Origin of the sequence: Methanogenium cariaci JCM 10550, assembly GCF_001315945.1 — an archaeon.
Taxonomy (GTDB): Archaea; Halobacteriota; Methanomicrobia; order Methanomicrobiales; family Methanomicrobiaceae; genus Methanogenium; species Methanogenium cariaci.
The window spans coordinates 78,102-99,355 of the sequence record NZ_BBBG01000008.1; the positions used below are offsets into that span (position 1 = coordinate 78,102).

Below are 21,254 nucleotides of genomic sequence, written 5' to 3' on the forward strand. Positions count from 1 at the left end.
AATTGTCGATTATAATTGACAATATGGATCCCAAGCTGCAGATTGCTCTTGAAAGTCAAAATCCCTGGTGGTTTTCAAAACAGTATGATGCCGGCATACACCGTCTGTCACAATTCCCTAAGATTCTCTCCTATCTGGATACGGAAGAGATTCTGCTTTTAACCGGTGCACGAAGAACAGGGAAATCAACGCTTGTGTACCAAATAATTGAATTCCTCCTAAAAAGAGGCGTACCAATGGAGGAAATTCTCTATATCAATCTTGATGAGCCCTTTTCATTTCAATGGCAGATGATCCTGCGCTTATATCAGGACTTGTTGAGGAGTATCTCGTCAGCCACGGAAATCCGGAACGTCTTTATCTCTGTATCGATGAAGTGCAAAACTATCATTACTGGCCGTATGCCATCAAGACATTGTACGATACAAAACGCGGGGTTAAGTGTATCCTGACCGGGTCGACATCCTCAACTCTCCAGAAGGATATCAGCGCCCGTCTTTCCGGGCGGTATTTCTCCTGCGCGATATATCCACTTTCATTTCCTGAGTTTCTTCAGTTCAGGGGTAACTCTGAACTGCCGCTCATTGAAATGAGACAGTATTTTTCTTCATACCTGAAGTATGGTGGGTATCCGCGTGTTGTTCTGGAAGAAAATTGCGATCTGAAGCTGCAGATCCTGAAAAATTATTATGAAACGATTTATCTCAAAGACATTATCCTGCCAAACCGGCTCCGGAATAACAGTGATGTGGTTAATCTTCTCTACTATCTGATCTCAAATGTTGGCAATCTGTATTCATATAATAATATTGCAGATGCCCTCCATATCGCGGTTAATACGGTGAGAGAGTATATCGAATATGCGGAAGATGCCTATCTTTTGTATACACTGATGAAATTTGATTATTCAGTAAAAAAGCAGATTGCAAACCCAAAGAAGATCTATGCCCTTGATACCGGCCTCGTAAATGCTGTTTCCTTTGCATTTTCAGAAAACCGGGGGGGGAAGTTGCTGGAAAATCTTGTATTTCTCACGCTCAAAAGGAATTACTCTGAAGTATTTTATCATAAGGAGAAGTACGAATGCGATTTTGTCATTAAGGAAGGCCTTGCGATAATAAAAGCATTTCAGGTGACACAGTCACTGAAGAATCCGGAAACCAAAAAGAGAGAGGTTCGGGGCCTTAATGAGGCGATGGGTGCATATGGCCTTGAGGAAGGCATTATTATTACCGAGGAGGAATCGGATACTCTTGTCATTGATGGCAAAACCATTCACATCATGCCAGCCTGTGACTGGCTCATGACTATGGGTGAGCACCAAAACGAGTTCCCGGAGCATTCTGAGGTTGTGTGATGAGCCAGATCCATTCGGTTGTGTGATCACAGTCTCCGTTCTTTTTTGGTATCATGTGCGAGGGCAATGCATATGGAAGGGCAATTCCTTAGTATGCCGGAAGTCATACAGGAATAGTAGAGAAATCGTATCGCTGAGTTAACAGGATATGTCATGTCCGGATCATTCTCTGGTTGCATCCGAATTACATCGATTGACATATGAACGTCATCTGATGATTTCTGAATCATATCTGTACAGACCTGAAGAATACCTGAATACTGTCATTTGCTGGAGTAGATATGAAAATAGTCACCATCGTCGGGCCCGTCCCCAGTTTATCAAGTGTGCGCCTGTCTCGCGTGCACTCAGAAGAGAGCATGAAGAGATACTCGTCCACACCGGGCAGCATTATGACGCGAATATGTCGGACGTCTTCTTCACCGAACTTGCCATCCCGGCGCCGGACTACCATCTGGGCATCGGTTCCGGTTCGCAGGGGGAGCAGACGGCAGAATGCTTGCCGCAATTGAGGAGGTACTCATCCGGGAAGAGCCGGATCGGGTGCTGGTCTATGGTGACACAAACTCCACCCTTGCGGGCGCCCTTGCGGCAGTGAAGCTGCACATCCCGGTTGCCCACGTGGAGGCGGGCCTGCGGAGTTTTGATCGGTCGATGCCGGAGGAGATTAACCGGATCGTCACCGACCATATCTCTGACCTGCTCTTCTGTCCGACGCAGACGGCGGTGGACAATCTTGCGGCGGAGGGCATCACAACAGGGGGTGCACCTCACCGGTGATGTGATGGTCGACGCCCTGCTCTACAATACGGGGATTGCCGAGCAGTCATCGACGGTGCTTGAGGTGCTGGGCCTTACGAAAGGCGAATATTATGTCGCAACCGTGCACCGGGCATCGAACACGGACTCTGAAGAGCACCTGAAAAGTATCATGGAGGCGTTCGGGGGAGGTTGACGGCCCGGTCGTATTCCCCCCCGCCCACCCGCGGACGATGAAGTACCTGAAGGAGTACGGCCTTGATGACCGTCTCCCAGAGAATATCCGTCTGACCGAACCCCCCCTTGCCTACCTGGACATGCTCCACCTGATGCGGCATGCAAAGATGATTCTCACCGACTCCGGCGGTGTGCAGAAGGAGGCATACATCCTCAAGGTGCCTGTGTTACGCTGCGGGAAAATACCGAGTGGGTGGAGACGCTGGAGGACGGGTGGAATGTGCTGGTCGGGGGGGCTGATGGGGGGGAGAAGATTGTTGAGGCAGCGGCAGCGCGACACATCTCTCTCCCAGGTGACCAGCAGCCTGTGTTTGGAACCGGGCATGCGAGTGAGGTGATTGCGGATCTGGTAGGGGAGAGGTCTGATACTATTGGAGAATGATGATCTTTCGGTTCATATTTTCGGATTGGTGAGGATCATATGTCAGGGATTTTGAGGGATAATGGATAGTATGACGAAACGGATCTCAGAACCTGACGGGAATGCCATAGATGTCAGTGATTTTACTGACAAACGTCTCCTTGTCATCACTCCGAATTATCCAAATGTAGATGGATCCTATTTCGGCAGTGTTTTTGTAAAAAACCAGGTTGATGCACTGAAAAAGTATTTCCGGGAAGTGATTGTCATCGCCCCTGTTCTTTTCTCTGCGGGTCGTTTCCCGGATGACAGACTCTGTCGTGATTACACCTACGACAATGTTCGTGTATTTTATCCCCGTTCCCTCTACATTCCATGGCCCGTATACCGGAAACTGAATATCAGCCGTATGTATTTTGATACCCGTGCATCTGCCGTTGAGGCTCTGATACAAAAAGAGAATCTGGAGTTTGATCTTGTTCATGCCCACTTTGTGTGGCCGTCTGCACAAATTGCACAGGAGCTGAAGAAGAAATATGATGTCCCCCCCTGTGTTGTGACGGCACATGGCTACGATGTCTATGAACTTCCGTTTCGTGATAAGATCTGGCAAAGACGGGTGGAATCGGTTCTAAATAGTATGGACCGAATCATTACGGTAAGCAAAAAAAACCAGGCATGTCTGGAGATACTTTGCATCACAACCCCCCCCGTCACCGTGATCCCCAATGGGTTCTCAGAAGATCTCTTTTATCCACAGGACAGAGAAACGTGCAGGAAAAAACTGGGTCTGCCCCTGGATAAAAAATCATACTGACCGTTGGAAATCTTGTTGACGTGAAGGGGGGGCACAAGTATCTCATTGAAGCGATGGAGCACCTTAAGAAACAGCACACCGATATTTTCTGTGTCATTGTTGGTTCTGGTTTTTTGAAGGCAGCACTTGAAGACCAGATAACAGCAGCAGGGTTGGAAGAGTCTGTCTTTCTCGCGGGAGGCAGGCCGCATGAGGAGATTCCTGTGTGGATGAATGCCTGTGATGTGTTTGTGCTCCCGAGTCTGAATGAAGGAAACCCAACGGTGATGTTTGAATGCTTGGGATGTGGTAAGCCGTTCGTTGGGACGGATGTTGGTGGAATTGGAGAGATTATTGAGCCGGAACGGAATGGTTTGTTATGTCTGCCGCGAGATCCTGAATGTCTTGCTATGGCAATTGCAGCTGCGCTTGAAAGGGAATGGGATGCTTCTGAAATTACTGAGTTTTCATCCAGGTATTCATGGGTAAATGTTGTAAGAGAGATTCTGGAAATTTACCGTGGGATGGATGAATAATTGCGGAATTTAATGATTATTTCATCGATCTGTGGTGGCTGTATATCTGATGAAAATATCGCTATGGCACATGCCGTAATATTTCCCGTTCTCTGCTGCCCCAAATGATGATACTTTTTTCATGCGTCCCAATTCGGCGGTCTGGAGATCTCTGACATGAATTATTTTTTTATCAACGAAAATGTCTGCCCGTTGTCTTAGTGAGAAGGGTTCATAGCCATTTTGGCCAGGGCATCCCGAGTTGCACCACGAGACTTTGGATTTCGTCATGAAGGCTGCTGTCTGCCTTCATGAGTACAAGGCTGTAGACAAGTCCCCCCCCAAGCCAACGGCAGTCAGGACAAGGAAAATATTGGAAAGGGGGGGACGAGAAGCCTGAACAGCAGGATCACAACAGCCATCACCCCCCCGGCTGCAACGAGGATGTGAAAAGTGGGCCCTCGCTCAATGTGCACCGAGATCTGCCGTGAGAGATAGTGGTAGGCAATCGTGGCGTTGACGAGCATCGTGACAAGGGTAGCGATCGCGGCCCCTTCGATTCCGATAATGGGGGGGATGAGAGCAAGGTCAAGCACGATGTTCACGACCGCTGCGGCTCCGGTGGCGTAGAAGGACTCCCTTGGACGGTTGATAGCGTTGAGGGCCATTGTCTGAAGAAACATGAAGACATTGACTATCTGCACGAGGAGGAGAATGCCGAGGACACCTGCACCTTCGGCAAAGCCTGCGCCGTAAAAGAAGTAGAGGAGACGTTCTCCGAGGATCCACCTCCGACCGCGACCGGCACTGCGAGGATGAGGGAGTAGGTGAAGGCGCGGGCAAGGGTGGGGGTGATGAGGTTGAGGGAGCCTTCGGCATGCCACTTGCTGATCTTTGGGTATAACACAATGCGGAGTGCCATAGTTGTGAAGGTGGCGGCAGCGGTGAACTGGAAGGCGATGCGGTATATGCCAACATCGCCGAGGTTGAGAAAGTAGCCGATGAGGATGGTATCAGCATAAGAGAAGACGATTGCACCACTTCCTGAGAGAAATATCCAAAAGGAGAATGTGCTGAGGTTACGTAGGTGGCACCATTTGAACTTTGCCAGAGTAAGTGTGAGGAACCTGAGGTTGAAAAGGCCTCCCACGAAAATACCTGCAATGAACCCGCCGACAAGACCTGCGGCACCATAACCCAAGTATACGGCAGCAACCTGGACAACAATTTTTGCAAGATTATTCAGGAGACTTCCGGTCTGGTTAACACCAACTTTCCCTTCTCCATAGACACCATTTCCGGTGACTCCCGTAAACATAGCAATAACAAGCGCAAAAATCAGCCAGAAAAACATGTCCCCGCCTTCGAGATCATTGACGAACGGGCGTATGGCAAGTAGCGCTGTCACTGAGACAAACAGGAGAATGACCCTAAGTACAAGAAAAGCTGTGAAGTATTCGTTCTGCTCCCTTCCCTCGGAGATTCGTTTTACTGCAGCGCCACCAAAGCCACCATCGCCAATGAGATTGAAAATGCCATAGTACGCAAGGAATAGAGCATAGGCACCATATACAGCTTTGCCGAGTATATGAGCAAAGTACATCGTAGCAAGGAACCCAACAGCTGTGAGTCCAATTGTGGATATAAGGCTGATCAGGCTCTGGCGTCGAACCGGGTCAATGCCCATGATGCGGGATAAGTAATGGGATGGGGGGGAGAACACACAAACACTATTGGTAAATAGAGATTAATGCTTTCTTATATTTTCAATCAAGAAATAGTCGGGCTGTCCCTTTCAGAGAATATCTATTGATACGCATTCCCCCCCTGTTGTTTTTATTGTTCAACAATGTAAATTAGCAATTACTTGCCTTTTTCATAATCCTTCTAAAGTCCCTACAATAGTTTATCGACCAGATGAACATGAAGAATGTCTGATCGATTAGTCCAAAGGGTTTCAACAGAGCCGGTTTTTGCGGATTTTTAAACCGGCACACTTGGGGGGGATTTTAAAATTGGCATTGACAGTCGGGAGAACCTTCAGGAATGATCACTAAAACCTGATTATGTAGTCATGATCGATTTCCTTTTAAATATCTGAAACAGGTAGAACCCAGAGACATTATTACATTTGCTGAGAAATACCCAAATAATATTCTCCTGACGGTGTGCTCAATCTGTAACCATTTAGAATGATTGTACATTTCAATAAAATGGAGCAAACCTTCTGCAGTTTTTCTCCCCCGCAGTGCCATCAGCATAAGAAATGAACTTCTTTTTATCCTCAAGAATCTGTTCTTTATTCGTATTATAAAAATCAATAGCACGATAAAAATCAGACTCAACAGAGGTGGAATCACGGCTTATAATGGCAAATTCATCCACTCTTTTTTCCATGTTTCTCAATCTATGATTTTTTCCATACATCAGCCAAGAGTAGGTTTCTGTCCGATCAGTATACTCTCCCAAAACGAACCGCTCAGAGCATCTGATATTACAATATCAGAGAGAGTTAGAAGTTCAGGTAGGGGGGGTGAGACATTCGAGATAATGTGTAGATCATTGTGACGCGAAAGGTCTTGCCAACGGAATTTTTCCTTTCTCAGGGATACGTGGTGCGGCTTAATTATTATATTATAATAATTCGACAATTTCACTAAGAACTGATCGCAGTTGCCCAAAGATGATTCAGATGCCCATGTTGGCAGATACAAAATATTTTTTTTACCATTGTCCTGTAGAACATAATATTTTAGCAATTTATCTCGCTGATATTTCCCCAAAAAATAGGGATCATATTTAGGGTAGCCACCAATGATTGGATGAGTATATCTCTTAAGAAGGTTGAAAGAAAACTCTCCCGGACAAACAACTATGTCAAAAGGTATACTGCTTTTGTAACTGTACGTAAAATTCTTTTCCGAATTGATACCATAAACTAAACGGCAGCTTATCGCATTTTTATATTCTGGGATATTGATGACATTATGGTACTGCGTTGTAATGACCATGTCCACATTCGCAGATGGAAGATGAGAATATTTTATACCTAAGTCATCATATATTTCCTCAGCTACCGTTTTATCAAACCAACCTGTGTTGCTATCAGGTAATACCAGATTTATCTCACATCCTAGATCCTCAAGGTTTTTTGCTATATTCAAATATTCAAAAATTTCAAAGGAATCTACATGATAGAAATCAATGATTGTCATATATTACCTCTAGTCATGTCGAATCTCATGTCAAGTAGTTTGTCATTTCTACCATTGGTTTAGATGAGTTAACCCCTCACCCAAATTATTCATGTTTCAGTCCTTTCCAAGCAATAAATAGATTAATCTGTGGGATTAGAGAAAATAACCTGCCGTTCTCTTTCAGGAACTCAATCTCAACTCCCTTGCAGTAAATTTTCATAATCCTTTTTAATTCCCATGGATAAAACCATTTTTCAACAAAAACAAAATCCTTGGGATACATCCACTGATTTGACCATTCCTTATACTTCTTAATAAGGATTCGGGGGGGAACAAACAATTTTTGATGAAGCGAACATTTATTTTTATCAATAATCAGTATTTTTCCATTAGTTCGGAGAACCCTGATCAACTCACTAATAGCAATCTCCGTATCTGGGATATGCTCCAGAACTTCTATTGAAAATACATAATCAAATGAGTTATCCTTGAAAGGAAGCCTTGTCAGGCTCCCCCCCTGAGTGAAAAATCCCCCCCCATTAATATTTCTTGTCGCCTGAAGTAACTCATCAGAAAAATCAATCCCAACAACTTCAGCTCCTGCCTTTAGCAATAAGTCTGAAAATCTTCCTTTCCCACATCCAGCATCCAATATTCTCTTCCCACGTACATCACCAAAATATTGTAATACTGATCTAATCCTGATATCGGAAGAATCAACAACACTTGGGAAGTGGTCACTAAGCTCATTAAAACGCTCACGGATTATGTCTTCAGTGCCGGATTTTTATCCAGAGATAATAACATCATCGTACCTCATGATTGCAATTTCATTTTTCATCTCATCCAGATAATCCAGGATCATTACAAAATCCCTTAAGTGAACGACATCCTGTGGATCAAAATAGGTATTTATAAACGAATGATATTTTAATCCTGTCTGGGTTAGTTCCTTAAATAGTTCAAAGAATTCACCGTCCCTGCAATGCGAACCAACTCCCCCCCTTTTAAGTGAGTGCCAGGTATCAAATACTCCAAATGGATGTCTTGGACAAGGGCTCACAGGGAACTCAGTAATATCACCACAGACATATGGAAGTCCAAAAGATGGAGACCTTGCTGCTGAAATTGATGATGAGTATTTATATTCCAATTCAGTTAAAATCGGATAAATAGCATCAGTATACAAATTCCCGAAATGGGGGGGTATTCGAAAACCTCTTGGACGATACCCCAAGGTCTGCCTGCAGACTTCATCACACTTTTCAATCTCGTAACGTTGTTGATGAATATCCAGTGAATTAAATTTCTCATTTGGATTCCACTCGTCGCTATTTGGGTGTGAATAGGTGTGATTCAATATTTCATGACCTTCATCAACAAGTGCTGCATGTTCGCGAGGATATTGAAGAATTCCTTTTCCAACACAGGCAAAGTTCGCTTTGATTGGGTAAGAACTCAGAATATCAACTAATTCAGGAAGAACAAGAATATCCTCAGAAAAATCGACATCAAATGACAATGATACTAGAGCATTTTTACCATTCCATTGGCGGGAAGGATCATAATTGGATCCCATCATCGATTCAAAAAAGTATCGTGGAATAATTTTCCCTGCAAGTCTACGTGTAGCTCCGTTTCTCTCTAATAGTCGTAATAAAGAATAATTCAAGATTTTCACTCCTCGATAAGAATATTCATTTCACTGACAAGTCTAACCACATTTGTTTGTATACAGTATTTCTCAATCTCCATAAGATCTGGTGTAATCGATAATTCTGATTTCAAATAGGCCTGATAATAATCCTCAATAGCATTTTTAATATCTGGAATATCAGTTGGTGCCACGACAGTGCCCGTTCTGGTTGCCCTTATGATATCGGCTGATTCTCCGTTTAATGGAGTCAGTGCAAGAATCGGTTTTTCAACAGCAAGATATTCCAGCAATTTCATTGGCAAAAATATACTTTCACGATCACTGGGGGGGCGTCGATGAGTAGTAATACATCAGAATTAGCCAGGTGAGTGAACGTTTCATGATGGGATACAGGAGGTAAGATCCGGAGCAATTCTTTCACCCCCCCATGTTGTTCAGCAAGTATCTCCAGAGATTCATTGTCCCTGTCAGAGCCTCCAATAATATTTACCTTGATGTTCAGCGACTTGTAATCTTTTTTAAGCAGACCTAATGATTCAAAAAAACAATTCGGCCTTCTTGAACCATAAAATCTACCCATATATGTCATAGTCAAAAAACGGTGTTCTTTTGGAGATCTTTTCAAATTTACTCCATCAAAATCTTCGGGATCATAAGAGTTTGGAATAACAATAATTTTTTATCGATATCAGGTATGTTTTCAAAATGTTTTATTACAATATCCCGGTATCTTCCCGTTGTCACAACGACCTTGTCCGCCTTAGAAAGAACCCTTTTTTCAAGGGATTGCTCAAGATTATGCAATATCGGGATTTTTGAAGATATAAAGGGGCTTAATGTCCAAGGGTCTGAGAAATCCGCAATCATGGGAGATTCAACTTTGATTTTAGTATTAGTCCAACAATGTGACTTGCAATCGGCGTCGAACGTGAAAGAATAATATCTATATCTTCTTTTTTTATGATTTTTTTCCCATATAGTATTGCAAAAGGTAGCCACTCAAGGTAATAATCATGAAGATGGAGACCTGGAACGATAATGCTGAGACCTTTCATACACGTATCAAAAAATTTGTTTGAATAGGCTCTGATAATCGGAACCTCATGTGGTAATTCCAAGATCAGAGCTTGATCTATTGGATTTAAGGGAGTCTTTATAGTTAATACAACTGGTTGCCATTCAAAGCGTGAGAGGTATTTTAACGTTTTTATTGAACGAATACTCTCTGATGAACCCCCCCTTGGAGGCATTTCTGGAGTGATGAATAACACTTTCTTCATGAGTACACCTACTATTTTGCGTGAAATGATTGATATACCCTGCTTTGGGAAACATCCTGTCAATATATCAACACATATATTTTCTGATAACAATGTCGACGATGTTTTTTCCGGTATTACCATCTCCAAATGGGTTTTTCCAGACCTTCTCTTTATTGATCATAATCTCAACAGCATTCAGGATTGCCTCTGCATTTACACCCGCCAGAACATTCGATCCAACCTCTATAGTTTCTGGTCTTTCAGTATTGTTTCTTAAAGTCACACAGGGAACATTCAGAATACAGGTTTCTTCCTGAGCACCACCTGAATCGGTTATTACAAGTCTGGAATTAGATTCAAGTTGTAAAAATTCCAAAAAACCAAGAGGTTCAACAAATCGAATTCCATCGGTATTTAAACCGAACTTAACGATTTGTTTCTTTGTTCGGGGGATGGATTGGAAATATTATCGGAATTGATAATTTTTTATGCACCAATTGCAATCCTTTGATTATCGAATGTAAGCGCTCATAAGAATCAACATTTTCCTGTCGATGGGCAGTCACCAAAAAATACCCATTCTTTTCCAAATCCAACACTTTAAGGACATCAATGCTATCCTTTGCAACTTTAATATTATGGTAGACAGCATCAACAATTGTGTTCCCCGTTACGAAGATTTTTTCTTCCCTAATCCCTTCATTCAATAATATTTTTTTGTATTTTCCGTAGGTGTAAATAACAAATCAGCACAATGATCAGCAAGTATGCGGTTTATTTCCTCAGGCATCCTCCGATCATAACTTCTCAATCCAGCCTCAACATGCCCAACACCAATATGCAATTTTGCTGCGACAATTGAACCAGCAAGAACTGAATTCGTATCCCCCCCTGAACTAAAACAATATCCGGATGTTCCTGAAGTAACGTCTTTTCGATCCCTACCATCATCTTTCCTGTCTGTTCTGCATGACTCCCAGAGCCCACATCTAGATTATAACGCGGTTGTGGAAGCTGCAATTCATTAAAAAAGATCTTATCAAGATTGTATGAATAATGTTGTCCCGTATGAAGAACAAAATAGTCGAGGCCACGAGATTCACACTCTCGAATTATGGGGGGGGACATTTTAATTATTTCAGGTCTTGTTCCCACGATAATTGCAATCTTCATTTTAATATCCTCAATTCACATATTTATCCGAACATTTCGCCCATGTTTCCGATTCATTGAAAGTTTTTGAATTTTCATTGAATTGATTTACAATAAACATATATTATCTATTTAGATATGTTTTCCCATGTGAGAACTGTCTGTCATATTGGATAATGGATTCTGTTTTCCAACATCATTTCAGGGAAGCAAATATTATTTCGGCCAACCGTTTTTTTGAAAAGGAGGCAATCGTCATAAATCCAGAATATCCTATAGCATCCACTCAACATTGTTAGCCAATATTTCCCTCTACCGCCCCCCCACTTAAAAAAGTCCAGCAACTTGTAAAGGTCTGTTGCTCAATCTTCGGCGCTATCTCGAACTGAAGAAAGTTCAGACATATACTATCTGGCTGGACTGATCCGTATATCATCGGAGCATAGATATGGTACGACCTGCGGTTGCCGTACTTCGAAAAACGGTTCTCCTTCTTGAAATCACTAATTTGCTTATAAATGGTAAGGAAGGCGATTGAGAGAACCTGCCTTTGGTGATCAGCTCATGCCACAGCTTCGCAATCTCACAGGGCTACTCTTAAGACATCTGTTTTGTCTCCCCCTCTTCTATTTTTCCATCACCACATTACCAACCGCACCCGCCTGTCCTCTTTCACTGTTTCTTCTGGACAGGGATTTACCCATTTAGTATTATAGAGGCTTTACCGCAGACTTCCTCGCACTTGGTGACATGCTTCAATCTGTTGTAGCCAGCACATTCGGGCATCAGCCCCCCCGCCTTCAGGGTGGGCAGTTCGATCCGACGTATTTTCTTCCACATTTTTCCAGTCTGAGAGGTCACATCCCTTCATAGTGGTGCACTTCGGAATGTAACACTCGCTACAGGATCTCCCTGACATGAACGAGGCACATCGTCTAGATCTTTTAGATCTTATTCCCCCAGATGGCAAAGAGGAGTTATTAATTAAAACTTAATGGTAATAGTTAATATTCAATTATTGTGGGGGGGTATTTTGTGGCATATGAAGATTTAGCAGTGTTTCGGGATATGGCGAAAGAGCAGGGTGCTGAAATTATAGAACAGATCTATACCGATGAAATTGTAACAGATTTTAGAACAACATACAAATGTATGACCTGTCTAAAATACGGGAAGAAACCCACCTGTCCCCCAAATATTCCAGACTTCGATTATTTTAACCGTCTAATTAATTCATATAAATATGGTCTATTAGTTGGAAAGTCATATCGCTATTCAGACGAAGAAGAATTTAAAAGAATCCGGGAAGAATCGGGTCCCCCGGGTTCAAGAGATTCTATTAACTCTGGAACGTCAGGCATTTAAAAGAAATTATTATTGGGCAATTAGTTTCATTGGTGGATCATGCAGGGGGGGATGTAATGCATGCCCCCTCTGACAGTAGTATTTGTGTTAATCCTTCAAGAGGAAGAATTCCACTGGAAGCAACTGGAGTTGATGTAATCAAAACGTGTGAGGGGGGGAAGGGTATTAAAATAAGTCCATTCCCCCATCCTGTGGAGAATGGTCAATTGTTTAGAGTAGGTTTATTTTTATTGGAGTGAGTGATTATGAAAGTAGCAATAGTAACCGGTGCAAGCAGGGGGGGAATTGGCAGAGCTGTTGTAGATGAATTGAAAAGAAATGAGTATTTTGTCTATGAAGTAAGCAAAAAAATTGTGATGTTACAAATATTGACTCAATTAAAGGGTTCATGTCAAATGTTAAAAATGTAGATGTATTAGTAAATTGCGCCGGTAGAAGTCATTTAGGGTATATTGAAGACATAAGTGAAGAGGATATATACTCATGTTTTGATACCAATGCTTTAGGAACAATGAGGTTTTGTAAGGCAGTATTACCAATAATGAAAAATCAGAAAAATGGATATATAATTAATATTGGCTCATTAAGGGGAATTGAATGCTGTAAAGGGAAAGCTGCATATTCAATGAGTAAATTTGCAGTGAGGGCTTTCTCAAATACCTTAGGCTTAGAAGTAAAAAAGTATGGAATTAATGTAACTTGTATAAATCCAGGTTTTGTCTATACAGATTTAATTAAATATCGCATAGCTAAAGAAAACTTAAAGCCAGAAGATATTATCCAACCTTCTGATATCGCTAAAACGATAATGTACTTGTTAAGTCTTTCAAATGGTGCAACAATATCTGAATTGAATATGGGAGATGTGTGGGAATGAATGTAATTATTTTGGCTGCTGGAATAGGTTCTCGATTGTATCCATTAACTAAAAATACTCCTAAATGTTTATTGAAAATTAATGATGATGAAACGATATTGGGAAGAACACTCTCTATTATAAAAGATGGTGCGCCCGAATTTCACATAAGAATTATTGCTGGTTTTAATGCAAATCAGATTATTGAAAAATATGATGATATTGAGATTATAGTAAACCCATTCTTCAGAATTACGAATAGTATTGCTTCATTATGGTTTTCAAAAGATTTGTTGTCAGATGAAGTGATCATCATAAATGCTGACGTATGTTTCAATGACAATATTTTTAAAATGATCTGTGATTGTAATAAAGAAAATTTTGTTGTATTAGATAGTTCGAAAAATTGTACAGATGCAGATTATAAAATTGTCGTTAAAGACGATTTTGTTACTGACATGGGAAAATCAATTCCTTTTGACAATTATTCTGGTGAATATGCTGGAATAACTCACTTAAATAAAGAAGGTGCAATACATCTGAGGAATAAACTTGAAGAAAAGCTATCTCGTGAAGAATATGACACTTGGTATGAAACTGCAATTTGTGAATTAATAAAGGAAAACTGTCTTAAAGTATCCGTTTTGGATATTGCCGGACAAAATTGGATTGAAGTTGATAGTGAAAATGAATTAATATATGCTCAAAAATATCTATAGAGGATTTCTACAGAACCACTATTTTTATTCGGTTGAGCTTCGAATTCCTCGATTCGTGCTTCAAGTTATTCTATCTTTTTGGCCTGTTGCTGGATGAGAACTGATTGTTTCTCAACGATAGCATATAGCTCAAGAATGATATTTGTTGCACCTTTAGGATCGGTCGAAACGAAATGTAATACTTTGTCCCGATCTTTAAATAAGGCTATTATATTTTTATTTGAGTTTATAATATATGGATCAAACACTTTTCATCGGGGGGGTAAATTGTGTTGTGGGGGGGGAATAGTTACGAAGATTCTTCTAGGCGCAGTGCTAAAACAATTATTGTAGGAAACTGCACAGCAACTTATGACAACAAGGGAGTGAAGGAGATACCAAATCTGTTGTGCCACCGTGTCGATGCCTCTGGAGATTCCTGCTGATATAATCTTTAGAGAGGAGAAAATAGGGATGCGTATATTGTATTATAACAATTGTTGGTTCACAAATGTAGGTGAAGCGTTTATTGATATCGGTGCGATGGAGTTGCTACGTCAAGCGGTTCCCGATGTTCGAATTGCCAATATCAGTAACATGTCCTCGTATTATGTAAAGAATATTCCGCGAGGAAAATTAATGCGTCCGATCCGTTATTTCCTGGATAGAACACCTTTCATTCCAGAGCATAGCATATATTCAGCAGCACGAGATTTTGATGCAGATGTTGTTGTGATGGCAGGAATGATTGCGACACGTGAATTCCTAGCGGCTGGGAGCTGCGCAATGATTCGCAAGCTTGCCGAGCGGGGGAGTGCGTGTCGTTCTTATTGGTGTTGGAGGCGTTGAGTATTCCGAAAAAGAGTATGCACCTTTTCGCAGGTTCCTTCACGATGTCAATGTAGCCGGAGTGATTTCACGCGATCCGCAAACGTGGGATAATTATCAGAATGATGTTCCTTTCTGTTTTCCAGGAGTAGATTGTGCATTTTGGGTTTCTGATGCCTATGACCCACGTGGTTTTGCCCGAAATGAATATGATCTCGTATCATTCTGTCGATCGAAAGAACCGAAGATATTCAAAAACTGGCCCCCCCGAGATATTATTCGTCCTTATCATTTCCAGAGTAGTGCGAATTTATCTCACTTACGGAAGAATATGCTAATTTCTGACAGTCCATACGATTATTTAACCGTCTATGCCAACGCTCATGAAGTACATACCGATTTGGTGCATGGGGCGATTGCAAGTCTAGTTTATGGTGTTCCTGTCAAGTATTATCACGACAGTCCACGTTCGCAAGTATTTCAATCTTTTGATGAATTAACTACAGACAATGAAGGTTTTATGCAGATTTCTGAGTCCCATCGAGAACAAAAAAATCTCAAATGCTTACACACATTCGCACGATATTGGAATCGATATGAATACATATAACGCCAAGAAGATCCGGGGCTTCATCCCGCTTGATGTGATTGATGTGCAGAACGGGGGAATATGTGGGTGAGGATGATATCGTGCGCTTTGATGATGATTTTGAGTGGGAGTGAATCACTGTTATAATCTCATATTCTTTTTGACCGTTGGTTTGAACAGAATCGTTTCAGGGGGTATTTTTTCTCTGAAGGTCGTCAACGGTTATCTTCTTATTTTAGTGTATAGATAAACCGGGGCACCCGCCCGCACCTGACAACACCAAAACCTCACCCCCCCAACTCAACATGCCCCCCCCGTCCCGCCTCAGTAACCTCCCTCCCCCCCCTGTGGCGTCCTCTTAATAAATCCAATCTGAATCAGATACGGCTCGTAGACCTCTTCCACCGTTCGCACCTCTTCTCCAATCGCTATTGCAATCGTCCTGACCCCCCCCACCGGCCGCCGCTGAAGTCATGGGCAATCACCGAGAGAATCTTCCGGTCGACGTTGTCAAGGCCCAGGGAGTCGATCCCGAGCATGGTCAGCGCAAGGTCTGCCGTCCTTTTGTCAATGCTGCCGTCCTCCCTGACCAGTGCGAAATCACGCACCCGCCGGAGCAGACGGTTTGCAATCCGGGGTGTCCCGCGGCTTCGCTGTGCAATTTCCTGTGCACCGTCCCCCCCGGTGATCGGCGTCTGCATGATGGCAGCGCTCCTGAGCACAATCTTCACGAGATCGGCCGCCTCGTAGAGGGTGAGGCGGAATATGAAACCAAACCGGTCTCGCAGCGGAGAGCCCAGGAGCCCGACCTTTGTTGTCGCACCAATTAGGGTGAACTCCTCCAGGGGGAGCTGCACCGAACGTGCCCCCCCGGGCCTTCGCCGATCATCACGTCAATGCAGGCGTCCTCCATCGCCGGGTAGAGAATCTCCTCGACCACCGGGTTCAGCCGGTGAATCTCATCAATGAAGAGCACATCCCCCCCCTGCGAGAGCGCCGTCAACTGGGCGGCAAGGTCGCCGGGCTTGTCCAGCACCGGGCCGGTGGTGCTCCGGATGGCCACGCCCATCTCCCGGGCGACAATCTGGGCGAGCGTCGTCTTCCCGAGGCCGGGCGGCCCGGAGAAGAGGATGTGGTCAAGGGTCTCTCCCCCCCGTCTCTTCGCCGCCGCGATGGCGATGGCAAGGGTCTCTTTGATCTGCGCCTGACCCACAAACTCGTCGAAGTGTGCCGGCCGGATGGTGATGTCGTCCGGCTCTTCAGTCAAAAGTGCGGGGGAAGGGAGTCTCTCATTCATCGTATCAGTGCTCCCGCAGGCGGGCCAGAGCCGCACGTATCAGGTTCTGCACCGTCGGGTCGGAAATGGGCTGGGCAGCGTCGACTGCCTCCTGCGCCTCCCGCGGGGTAAACCCGAGGGAGATGAGGGCGCTCACCGCGTCACCGGCCTCTGCCGATTTTTTGTTGCCGGTGGGGGTTCCGGTGTGCTTCTTCATCTTGTCCTTGAGTTCCAGAATCAGACGCTTGGCACTCTTCTGCCCGATGCCCGGTATCCGGGTGAGCACCTTTTCATCGTCACTGACAATCGCGATGGCAAAATCCGCAAAAGAGATCTGGGAGAGAATGTTCATCGCAATCTGGGGGGGCCGATGCCTGAGACACTGATCAGTATCCGGAAGAGTTCCAGCTCACTTGGGTAGAGAAACCCGTAGAGCTGAATGTCATCATCACGGACGGCCATGTGGGTGTGCACCCGGACGGGGGGGCCTGCGGTCTGTTGGATGCTCTGCAGTGCGGGCTGGGTGACCTGCACCCGGTAGCCGATACCGCCGACATCTATTACCACCCACCGGTCTCCGGTGGATGCCAGTTCTCCTGAAAGATGAGCTATCATATTATCGCATCGTATGTATGTGGCAGAGAGCGACCGCAAGGCCGTCTGCAGCATCGTCCGGGCGGGGGATTTCCTGCAGCCGGAGGAGCCTGCGCATCATCTCCTGCACCTGGTGTTTGTCGGCACGTCCCGATCCGGTGACTGCCTGTTTGATCTGGTTAGGCGTGTACTCTGCGATCGGAATATCTCGCTCTTCAACGGCGAGGAGCAAAACACCCCGTGCCTCACTCACCTGCATCGCAGAGGTGGTGTTCCGGGAGAAGAATAGTTGTTCAATGGCGACGCATGCCGGGTTGTAGTCATCGAGAACCTGCGAGATTGTCTCATAGATCTCCCGCAGACGTCGGGACTGGCTCAGGCTGCTTTTGGTCTCAATGCAGCCATAGGCCAGCGGGGTCGGATACCGGTTGGTTCGTTCAAGTACCCCCCCATACCCGACCCGTGCAATACCCGGATCAATCCCGACAACAATCATGTTTTATCCTGGAGCAGAGGGCCCCCCCTGCCTTTCTCATGAATGTTCCGTTCTTATGATAGATACCTATTGTCATGAGTTCCGGACGCGGTTTGGGTGATAGAGACAGAGATCACTATAACAAACGCGTTACTAACAAATGTGTTCGTGATCATGTGGCGCTATTATGTGCTGGAAGACCCTGCCTTTGAACGATGGATGAAGGAGATGATTCCGGGGGGGTACCCCCTCAACTGATATCAGACTGCAAACCGGATGGCACAACTGCTCCGGTTGTTTTGGTGTCAGCTGTCACAGCCTACGATTCAGTCCTGTTCTTTTGGACCACATTCTGCGAGACGTTTTTTCAGCGCCGTCACCTTGTTGCGGATGGACGAGAGTTCGAGATCAAAGAATCCGGCGATCTCCTGCGGCAGGGTGGAGCCGCTCTTTCCCCGTCCGATGAGCCTTCATTCTGGCATGCCATATAGACGATGGCCGCACTCCAGAGCACTCCGCCTCCCCCCCGGGAGAGCGGTGCGTCAGGATGGGTGATCAGCACACTCAGTATCTCCCGGCAGCGCTGGGGGACGCGTTCATCATCAATCTGGGCGCAGAACTCTTCGCATCTGTTGTTGGTCATCAACACCCGCATGCTGCCTCCTTTGAAATCATCCATGCCTGCCATGAAGATATCTTCAGCCGTGGTGTCGCATTCAGCCATCGGCATGGCATCCGGGTTGTCAGAGTCCTGCCCGTTCAGGGCGTCCCTCTGTTTCCGTACGATCTCCTGGAAGAGAGGTTCTGTCTCCTGCAATTCGGTGATCATGGCTGCGGTATCCTGGTGTCTGCCCACTTTTTCGATAAAGGTAAGGAACCGGCAGAGAACGGGGGACGGTCTCCTCCAGCCATTCGTCCGGGAGGGCCGGGTTCTGCGCCGTGTCTTTCAGCAGAGTGGTGCGTATGAGCGGGGCGTCCCAGTCTTCGATCTTCTTTTCGTAATAGCCATACACCATGGTGGAGCAGGTCATCACGATCTCTTCTGCAAGGATGGCTGCCTCATCTCCGTATGCGGTCCGTTCCTCTTCGATGAATGCCTTGATCTCATCCCCGATATCTGTAGATACTGCGTTGATCATGTCGACCACGATTTCATCATCCAGTGGCTGGTCGTCCTGTGGTACCTGGTCTTTCTCCTGGTATTCCCGGATATATGTCATGAACTGCTGAATGTCCGGGGGGGAGAGGAGTTCGTCCACGTTCCATCCCGGAGGATACCACTTGATTGCGGCATTCGTATCTTCCTGATAGTCCCATGCCCCCCCGTTTCGGGGGGAGTTGTCGATGTGACGGATGTACCCGTCTTCAACAGGTTTGATACAATGCATGCAGAAGTATCCCCGGGGGGGTGATTCCTCTCCGGAATAGGTCACCGAGAAATCCGCTTTCTCTCCGCAGAGACTACAGGTAAACGAAGGCCGGAGGTTTCGTGCGATGAGGCAGACCTGCTCTTCCGGTGGCATCACCGGTGTTACGCCCAGTACCTTGAGTTTGAGTTCGGTTGTGGACTCAAAATCGTACTCGTAGTAGAACAGACTTCCTGTCTTGATCAGATCGGCAAGGGGGGGGACGGCCATCTCGGTATCGGTGTTCAGGTAGGTCTCATTCCCTACGACAAATGCGCTGAGGTGGTCGCCGCCCTTTACCCATACGTCCTTTATCAGACATTCGAGATCGCTGAGCAGGGTGTTCTGCCGTGCGAGCACCGTCAGCCAGTAGGCGGGGTTGTGCCGGTCTTCGATCCTGATGATAAAGGACGGGAGTAATCCCACGGGCCATCCGGATGACTGAAGACAGTGCTCACCGTGCCGCAGGGCCATTTTCTTACTTACCGCTGCCTTGCACAGCAGGCAGGTGCCGGGTCTGTTTCGTGGGGTCATCCATACAGGTTGGCTTTGATTAAAGTTTAATGATGCGTTATTTTTACTCTGTTGAAGGCTGATTTTTGGGTGTTATGGAGAAAAAAGGCAGGAAGCACGCGGCTTTCGTTGCCGGAGTGTAGTATATAACAGACGGGTTGAGTCCGGCCGTATGATAGTGCGCACAATCCTACCGGCACCTGTCTTGCTGGTACGGACCGGTAGGTGATGCTGGACAGAGTTACGACGAACTGCTTTCCGGTATGGTCCGTCGCGAGCGGGACTACCGGGACGGGAAAACGATCACTGAGATTGACCGTGCCGGAGAATTTGTTGCCTTTGACCCGGAAAATATCATGATGGGCGAGTGACACAGCAGAGGCGTGGGAGGTGAAAATCAGTCCGGAGAATGATATAATCACTCCCTTACCCATTGGTTCAAATAGATTCCATGTGGAACATCCATTTGGATCATTGCTTTCCTGCCCGGAGGTGATTCATAATGACATTGATGCCTATATTGAGACGGACGAGAGAAATAAATTGGCGGGAGTTCTGGCAGGGCAGTCCCCCCCACTCAACATTGCATTCCTCCAGTGCATATAAATAGGTTGGCTCCACTAAATCTATAATACTTTAGCGTGATTAAATTGATATTTCATGGAGTAAATTGCACCGAAAAATTTGTGCTTCTGTTAGTATTCCTGGTTGTGGTTACATCTGCAATTGCAATCGTCTTATTTAATATACTGGGAATATATGGCGGATTTGGTGCTATACTCGTTTGTTTTTTTATCATGAGGTATCTTATCGATCAATATGGGGATCGGTTGTTGTCTTCAAAGGATTACCGTATCAATAATGAATCTTACGATAAATTGGCAAAAGAACAATTTTTTCATTAATTGGAGTGTAAATTGTGGACATTCAGAATTCACACATATTCAATTTTTATAAGGATAAAGCATTAAATGTTTTAAATCACCGGGCACAATTTGTCACAATATATGTCACTTCCATTATTGTTTTTCTTGCTCCGATATTATCTGGGATATCAGTTAAAGATGGACAATCCCTTTGTAACGAAAACATACCTGTCCTTATTGTTGCCCTTACCGTCATCCTTTTTTTAGCATGGGGGGGATTTTGGGAATTAAAATACCGGGAATATCGATGGAATTATATTAAAATTGCAACCCGGACGATATGTAATAATGAAATCTTCCCGAAAATAAATGAGGAAAATAACCTTACTAAAGGTGATGTTTGTGATTTTATCCATAATAAAACACTGTTCCCCAAAAATTACATTATGAAAATTATAACTGATGAAATGACGGACTTGTTTGACGAACATTCTG

General features: G+C 44.7%; 26 protein-coding genes and 5 pseudogenes. 13 read left to right on the forward strand and 18 right to left on the reverse strand.

Translation table 11 applies throughout. The annotated features are described in order from the left end of the window. Positions 1 to 23: 23 nt before the first annotated feature. From JCM10550_RS24810 to JCM10550_RS17150, 6 genes and pseudogenes are all read left to right on the forward strand, one after another. A pseudogene (locus JCM10550_RS24810) lies at positions 24 to 230 on the forward strand (ATP-binding protein); the annotation flags it as partial. Between the two features lie 53 nt (positions 231 to 283). Continuing rightward, positions 284 to 1,357, forward strand: coding sequence for an ATP-binding protein (locus JCM10550_RS08595; RefSeq protein ID WP_245618931.1), 1,074 nt, complete (start codon positions 284 to 286; stop codon positions 1,355 to 1,357). 403 nt (positions 1,358 to 1,760) lie between these two features. Further along, a pseudogene (locus JCM10550_RS24815) lies at positions 1,761 to 2,312 on the forward strand (UDP-N-acetylglucosamine 2-epimerase). 37 nt (positions 2,313 to 2,349) lie between these two features. Further along, a pseudogene (locus tag JCM10550_RS24820) lies at positions 2,350 to 2,735 on the forward strand (UDP-N-acetylglucosamine 2-epimerase). Positions 2,736 to 2,805: 70 nt separating this feature from the next. Continuing rightward, on the forward strand, positions 2,806 to 3,531 hold the full coding sequence (locus JCM10550_RS17145) for a glycosyltransferase (protein ID WP_172673821.1): 726 nt from the start codon (positions 2,806 to 2,808) through the stop codon (positions 3,529 to 3,531). 20 nt (positions 3,532 to 3,551) lie between these two features. Continuing rightward, positions 3,552 to 4,046 (forward strand): glycosyltransferase, encoded by a 495-nt coding sequence (locus JCM10550_RS17150; RefSeq protein ID WP_172673822.1) that lies wholly within the window; start codon positions 3,552 to 3,554, stop codon positions 4,044 to 4,046. A gap of 335 nt (positions 4,047 to 4,381) precedes the next feature. Here JCM10550_RS17150 and JCM10550_RS22630 read toward each other — a convergent pair whose 3' ends face one another. The 10 genes and pseudogenes from JCM10550_RS22630 to wecB form a co-directional block, all read right to left on the reverse strand. Beyond that, a complete protein-coding gene (locus JCM10550_RS22630; RefSeq protein ID WP_245618933.1) occupies positions 4,382 to 4,708 on the reverse strand; it encodes a polysaccharide biosynthesis C-terminal domain-containing protein in 327 nt (108 codons plus the stop codon). An 11-nt stretch (positions 4,709 to 4,719) separates the two neighbouring features. Continuing rightward, the gene (locus tag JCM10550_RS08610; protein ID WP_245618935.1) at positions 4,720 to 5,712 is read right to left on the reverse strand and encodes an oligosaccharide flippase family protein; all 993 of its coding nucleotides are present in this window, start codon (positions 5,710 to 5,712) and stop codon (positions 4,720 to 4,722) included. Positions 5,713 to 6,230: 518 nt separating this feature from the next. Continuing rightward, positions 6,231 to 6,410 (reverse strand): hypothetical protein, encoded by a 180-nt coding sequence (locus JCM10550_RS08615; protein ID WP_157200101.1) that lies wholly within the window; start codon positions 6,408 to 6,410, stop codon positions 6,231 to 6,233. Positions 6,411 to 6,451: 41 nt separating this feature from the next. Next, positions 6,452 to 7,240 carry a CDP-glycerol glycerophosphotransferase family protein gene (locus tag JCM10550_RS08620; RefSeq protein WP_062398483.1) on the reverse strand — a complete coding sequence of 263 codons (789 nt, stop codon included), beginning with the start codon at positions 7,238 to 7,240 and terminating at the stop codon, positions 6,452 to 6,454. Positions 7,241 to 7,325: 85 nt separating this feature from the next. Beyond that, positions 7,326 to 7,922 (reverse strand): class I SAM-dependent methyltransferase, encoded by a 597-nt coding sequence (locus JCM10550_RS08625; protein WP_281175339.1) that lies wholly within the window; start codon positions 7,920 to 7,922, stop codon positions 7,326 to 7,328. A gap of 87 nt (positions 7,923 to 8,009) precedes the next feature. Continuing rightward, positions 8,010 to 8,903, reverse strand: a complete 894-nt coding sequence (locus JCM10550_RS08630) for a polysaccharide deacetylase family protein (protein WP_157200102.1) — start codon at positions 8,901 to 8,903, stop codon at positions 8,010 to 8,012. Then, positions 8,900 to 9,175, reverse strand: a complete 276-nt coding sequence (locus JCM10550_RS08635; RefSeq protein WP_062398490.1) for a hypothetical protein — start codon at positions 9,173 to 9,175, stop codon at positions 8,900 to 8,902. Before JCM10550_RS08635 ends, JCM10550_RS08630 begins: the two co-directional genes overlap by 4 nt. A 331-nt stretch (positions 9,176 to 9,506) precedes the next feature. Continuing rightward, positions 9,507 to 9,746: a hypothetical protein gene (locus JCM10550_RS18665; RefSeq protein ID WP_157200103.1), complete on the reverse strand. Its 240-nt coding sequence runs from the start codon at positions 9,744 to 9,746 to the stop codon at positions 9,507 to 9,509. Beyond that, positions 9,743 to 10,282: a hypothetical protein gene (locus JCM10550_RS18670; protein WP_157200104.1), complete on the reverse strand. Its 540-nt coding sequence runs from the start codon at positions 10,280 to 10,282 to the stop codon at positions 9,743 to 9,745. Before JCM10550_RS18670 ends, JCM10550_RS18665 begins: the two co-directional genes overlap by 4 nt. After that, positions 10,227 to 11,314, reverse strand: a pseudogene (wecB, locus tag JCM10550_RS08645) (UDP-N-acetylglucosamine 2-epimerase (non-hydrolyzing)). The gene JCM10550_RS18670 and the pseudogene wecB overlap by 56 nt, the downstream one beginning before the upstream one ends. A gap of 1,014 nt (positions 11,315 to 12,328) precedes the next feature. Between wecB and JCM10550_RS08650 the strand changes: the two are divergent. The 5 genes and pseudogenes from JCM10550_RS08650 to JCM10550_RS18675 all read left to right on the forward strand — a co-directional run bounded on the left by JCM10550_RS08650 (position 12,329) and on the right by JCM10550_RS18675 (position 15,650). Next, positions 12,329 to 12,658 (forward strand): DUF2284 domain-containing protein, encoded by a 330-nt coding sequence (locus JCM10550_RS08650; protein WP_157200105.1) that lies wholly within the window; start codon positions 12,329 to 12,331, stop codon positions 12,656 to 12,658. 361 nt (positions 12,659 to 13,019) lie between these two features. Beyond that, positions 13,020 to 13,535, forward strand: a pseudogene (locus JCM10550_RS08655) (SDR family oxidoreductase); the annotation flags it as partial. Then, positions 13,532 to 14,233: a sugar phosphate nucleotidyltransferase gene (locus JCM10550_RS08660; protein ID WP_062398499.1), complete on the forward strand. Its 702-nt coding sequence runs from the start codon at positions 13,532 to 13,534 to the stop codon at positions 14,231 to 14,233. The pseudogene JCM10550_RS08655 and the gene JCM10550_RS08660, both read left to right, overlap by 4 nt. A 402-nt stretch (positions 14,234 to 14,635) precedes the next feature. Then, positions 14,636 to 15,061, forward strand: coding sequence for a hypothetical protein (locus tag JCM10550_RS08670; protein WP_062398502.1), 426 nt, complete (start codon positions 14,636 to 14,638; stop codon positions 15,059 to 15,061). Next, positions 15,027 to 15,650 (forward strand): hypothetical protein, encoded by a 624-nt coding sequence (locus tag JCM10550_RS18675; RefSeq protein WP_157200106.1) that lies wholly within the window; start codon positions 15,027 to 15,029, stop codon positions 15,648 to 15,650. The genes JCM10550_RS08670 and JCM10550_RS18675 overlap by 35 nt, the downstream gene beginning before the upstream one ends. Positions 15,651 to 15,953: 303 nt before the next feature. Here JCM10550_RS18675 and JCM10550_RS22635 read toward each other — a convergent pair whose 3' ends face one another. The 6 genes from JCM10550_RS22635 to ruvC are packed head-to-tail and all read right to left on the reverse strand — an operon-like array spanning position 15,954 to position 17,995. Beyond that, a complete protein-coding gene (locus tag JCM10550_RS22635) occupies positions 15,954 to 16,085 on the reverse strand; it encodes a Holliday junction DNA helicase RuvB C-terminal domain-containing protein (protein WP_245618937.1) in 132 nt (43 codons plus the stop codon). Further along, entirely contained in the window at positions 16,058 to 16,486 is a 429-nt protein-coding gene (locus JCM10550_RS22640) for a hypothetical protein (protein WP_245618938.1), read from the reverse strand. Before JCM10550_RS22640 ends, JCM10550_RS22635 begins: the two co-directional genes overlap by 28 nt. Then, positions 16,456 to 16,926, reverse strand: a complete 471-nt coding sequence (locus tag JCM10550_RS22645) for an AAA family ATPase (RefSeq protein WP_245618940.1) — start codon at positions 16,924 to 16,926, stop codon at positions 16,456 to 16,458. Before JCM10550_RS22645 ends, JCM10550_RS22640 begins: the two co-directional genes overlap by 31 nt. A gap of 4 nt (positions 16,927 to 16,930) precedes the next feature. Next, positions 16,931 to 17,257 carry a Holliday junction branch migration protein RuvA gene (locus JCM10550_RS22650; protein ID WP_245618942.1) on the reverse strand — a complete coding sequence of 109 codons (327 nt, stop codon included), beginning with the start codon at positions 17,255 to 17,257 and terminating at the stop codon, positions 16,931 to 16,933. Continuing rightward, a complete protein-coding gene (locus tag JCM10550_RS22655; RefSeq protein ID WP_245618944.1) occupies positions 17,254 to 17,520 on the reverse strand; it encodes a Holliday junction branch migration protein RuvA in 267 nt (88 codons plus the stop codon). Before JCM10550_RS22655 ends, JCM10550_RS22650 begins: the two co-directional genes overlap by 4 nt. Position 17,521: 1 nt before the next feature. Continuing rightward, positions 17,522 to 17,995, reverse strand: coding sequence for a crossover junction endodeoxyribonuclease RuvC (gene ruvC / locus JCM10550_RS08685; protein WP_062398505.1), 474 nt, complete (start codon positions 17,993 to 17,995; stop codon positions 17,522 to 17,524). 96 nt (positions 17,996 to 18,091) lie between these two features. On the opposite strand from ruvC, the gene JCM10550_RS18680 reads away from it, so the two are divergent. Further along, on the forward strand, positions 18,092 to 18,232 hold the full coding sequence (locus JCM10550_RS18680) for a hypothetical protein (RefSeq protein ID WP_157200107.1): 141 nt from the start codon (positions 18,092 to 18,094) through the stop codon (positions 18,230 to 18,232). Positions 18,233 to 18,350: 118 nt separating this feature from the next. Here the strand turns inward: JCM10550_RS18680 and JCM10550_RS08690 are convergent, their stop codons facing one another. Then, complete coding sequence (locus tag JCM10550_RS08690; protein ID WP_157200108.1) at positions 18,351 to 18,803, reverse strand: hypothetical protein; 453 nt, start codon at positions 18,801 to 18,803, stop codon at positions 18,351 to 18,353. Beyond that, complete coding sequence (locus tag JCM10550_RS08695; RefSeq protein WP_062398508.1) at positions 18,718 to 19,854, reverse strand: hypothetical protein; 1,137 nt, start codon at positions 19,852 to 19,854, stop codon at positions 18,718 to 18,720. Before JCM10550_RS08695 ends, JCM10550_RS08690 begins: the two co-directional genes overlap by 86 nt. A 958-nt stretch (positions 19,855 to 20,812) precedes the next feature. On the opposite strand from JCM10550_RS08695, the gene JCM10550_RS08710 reads away from it, so the two are divergent. Then, positions 20,813 to 21,254, forward strand: a 442-nt coding sequence (locus JCM10550_RS08710) for a hypothetical protein (protein WP_157200110.1), incomplete at its 3' end; no start/stop codon positions are given.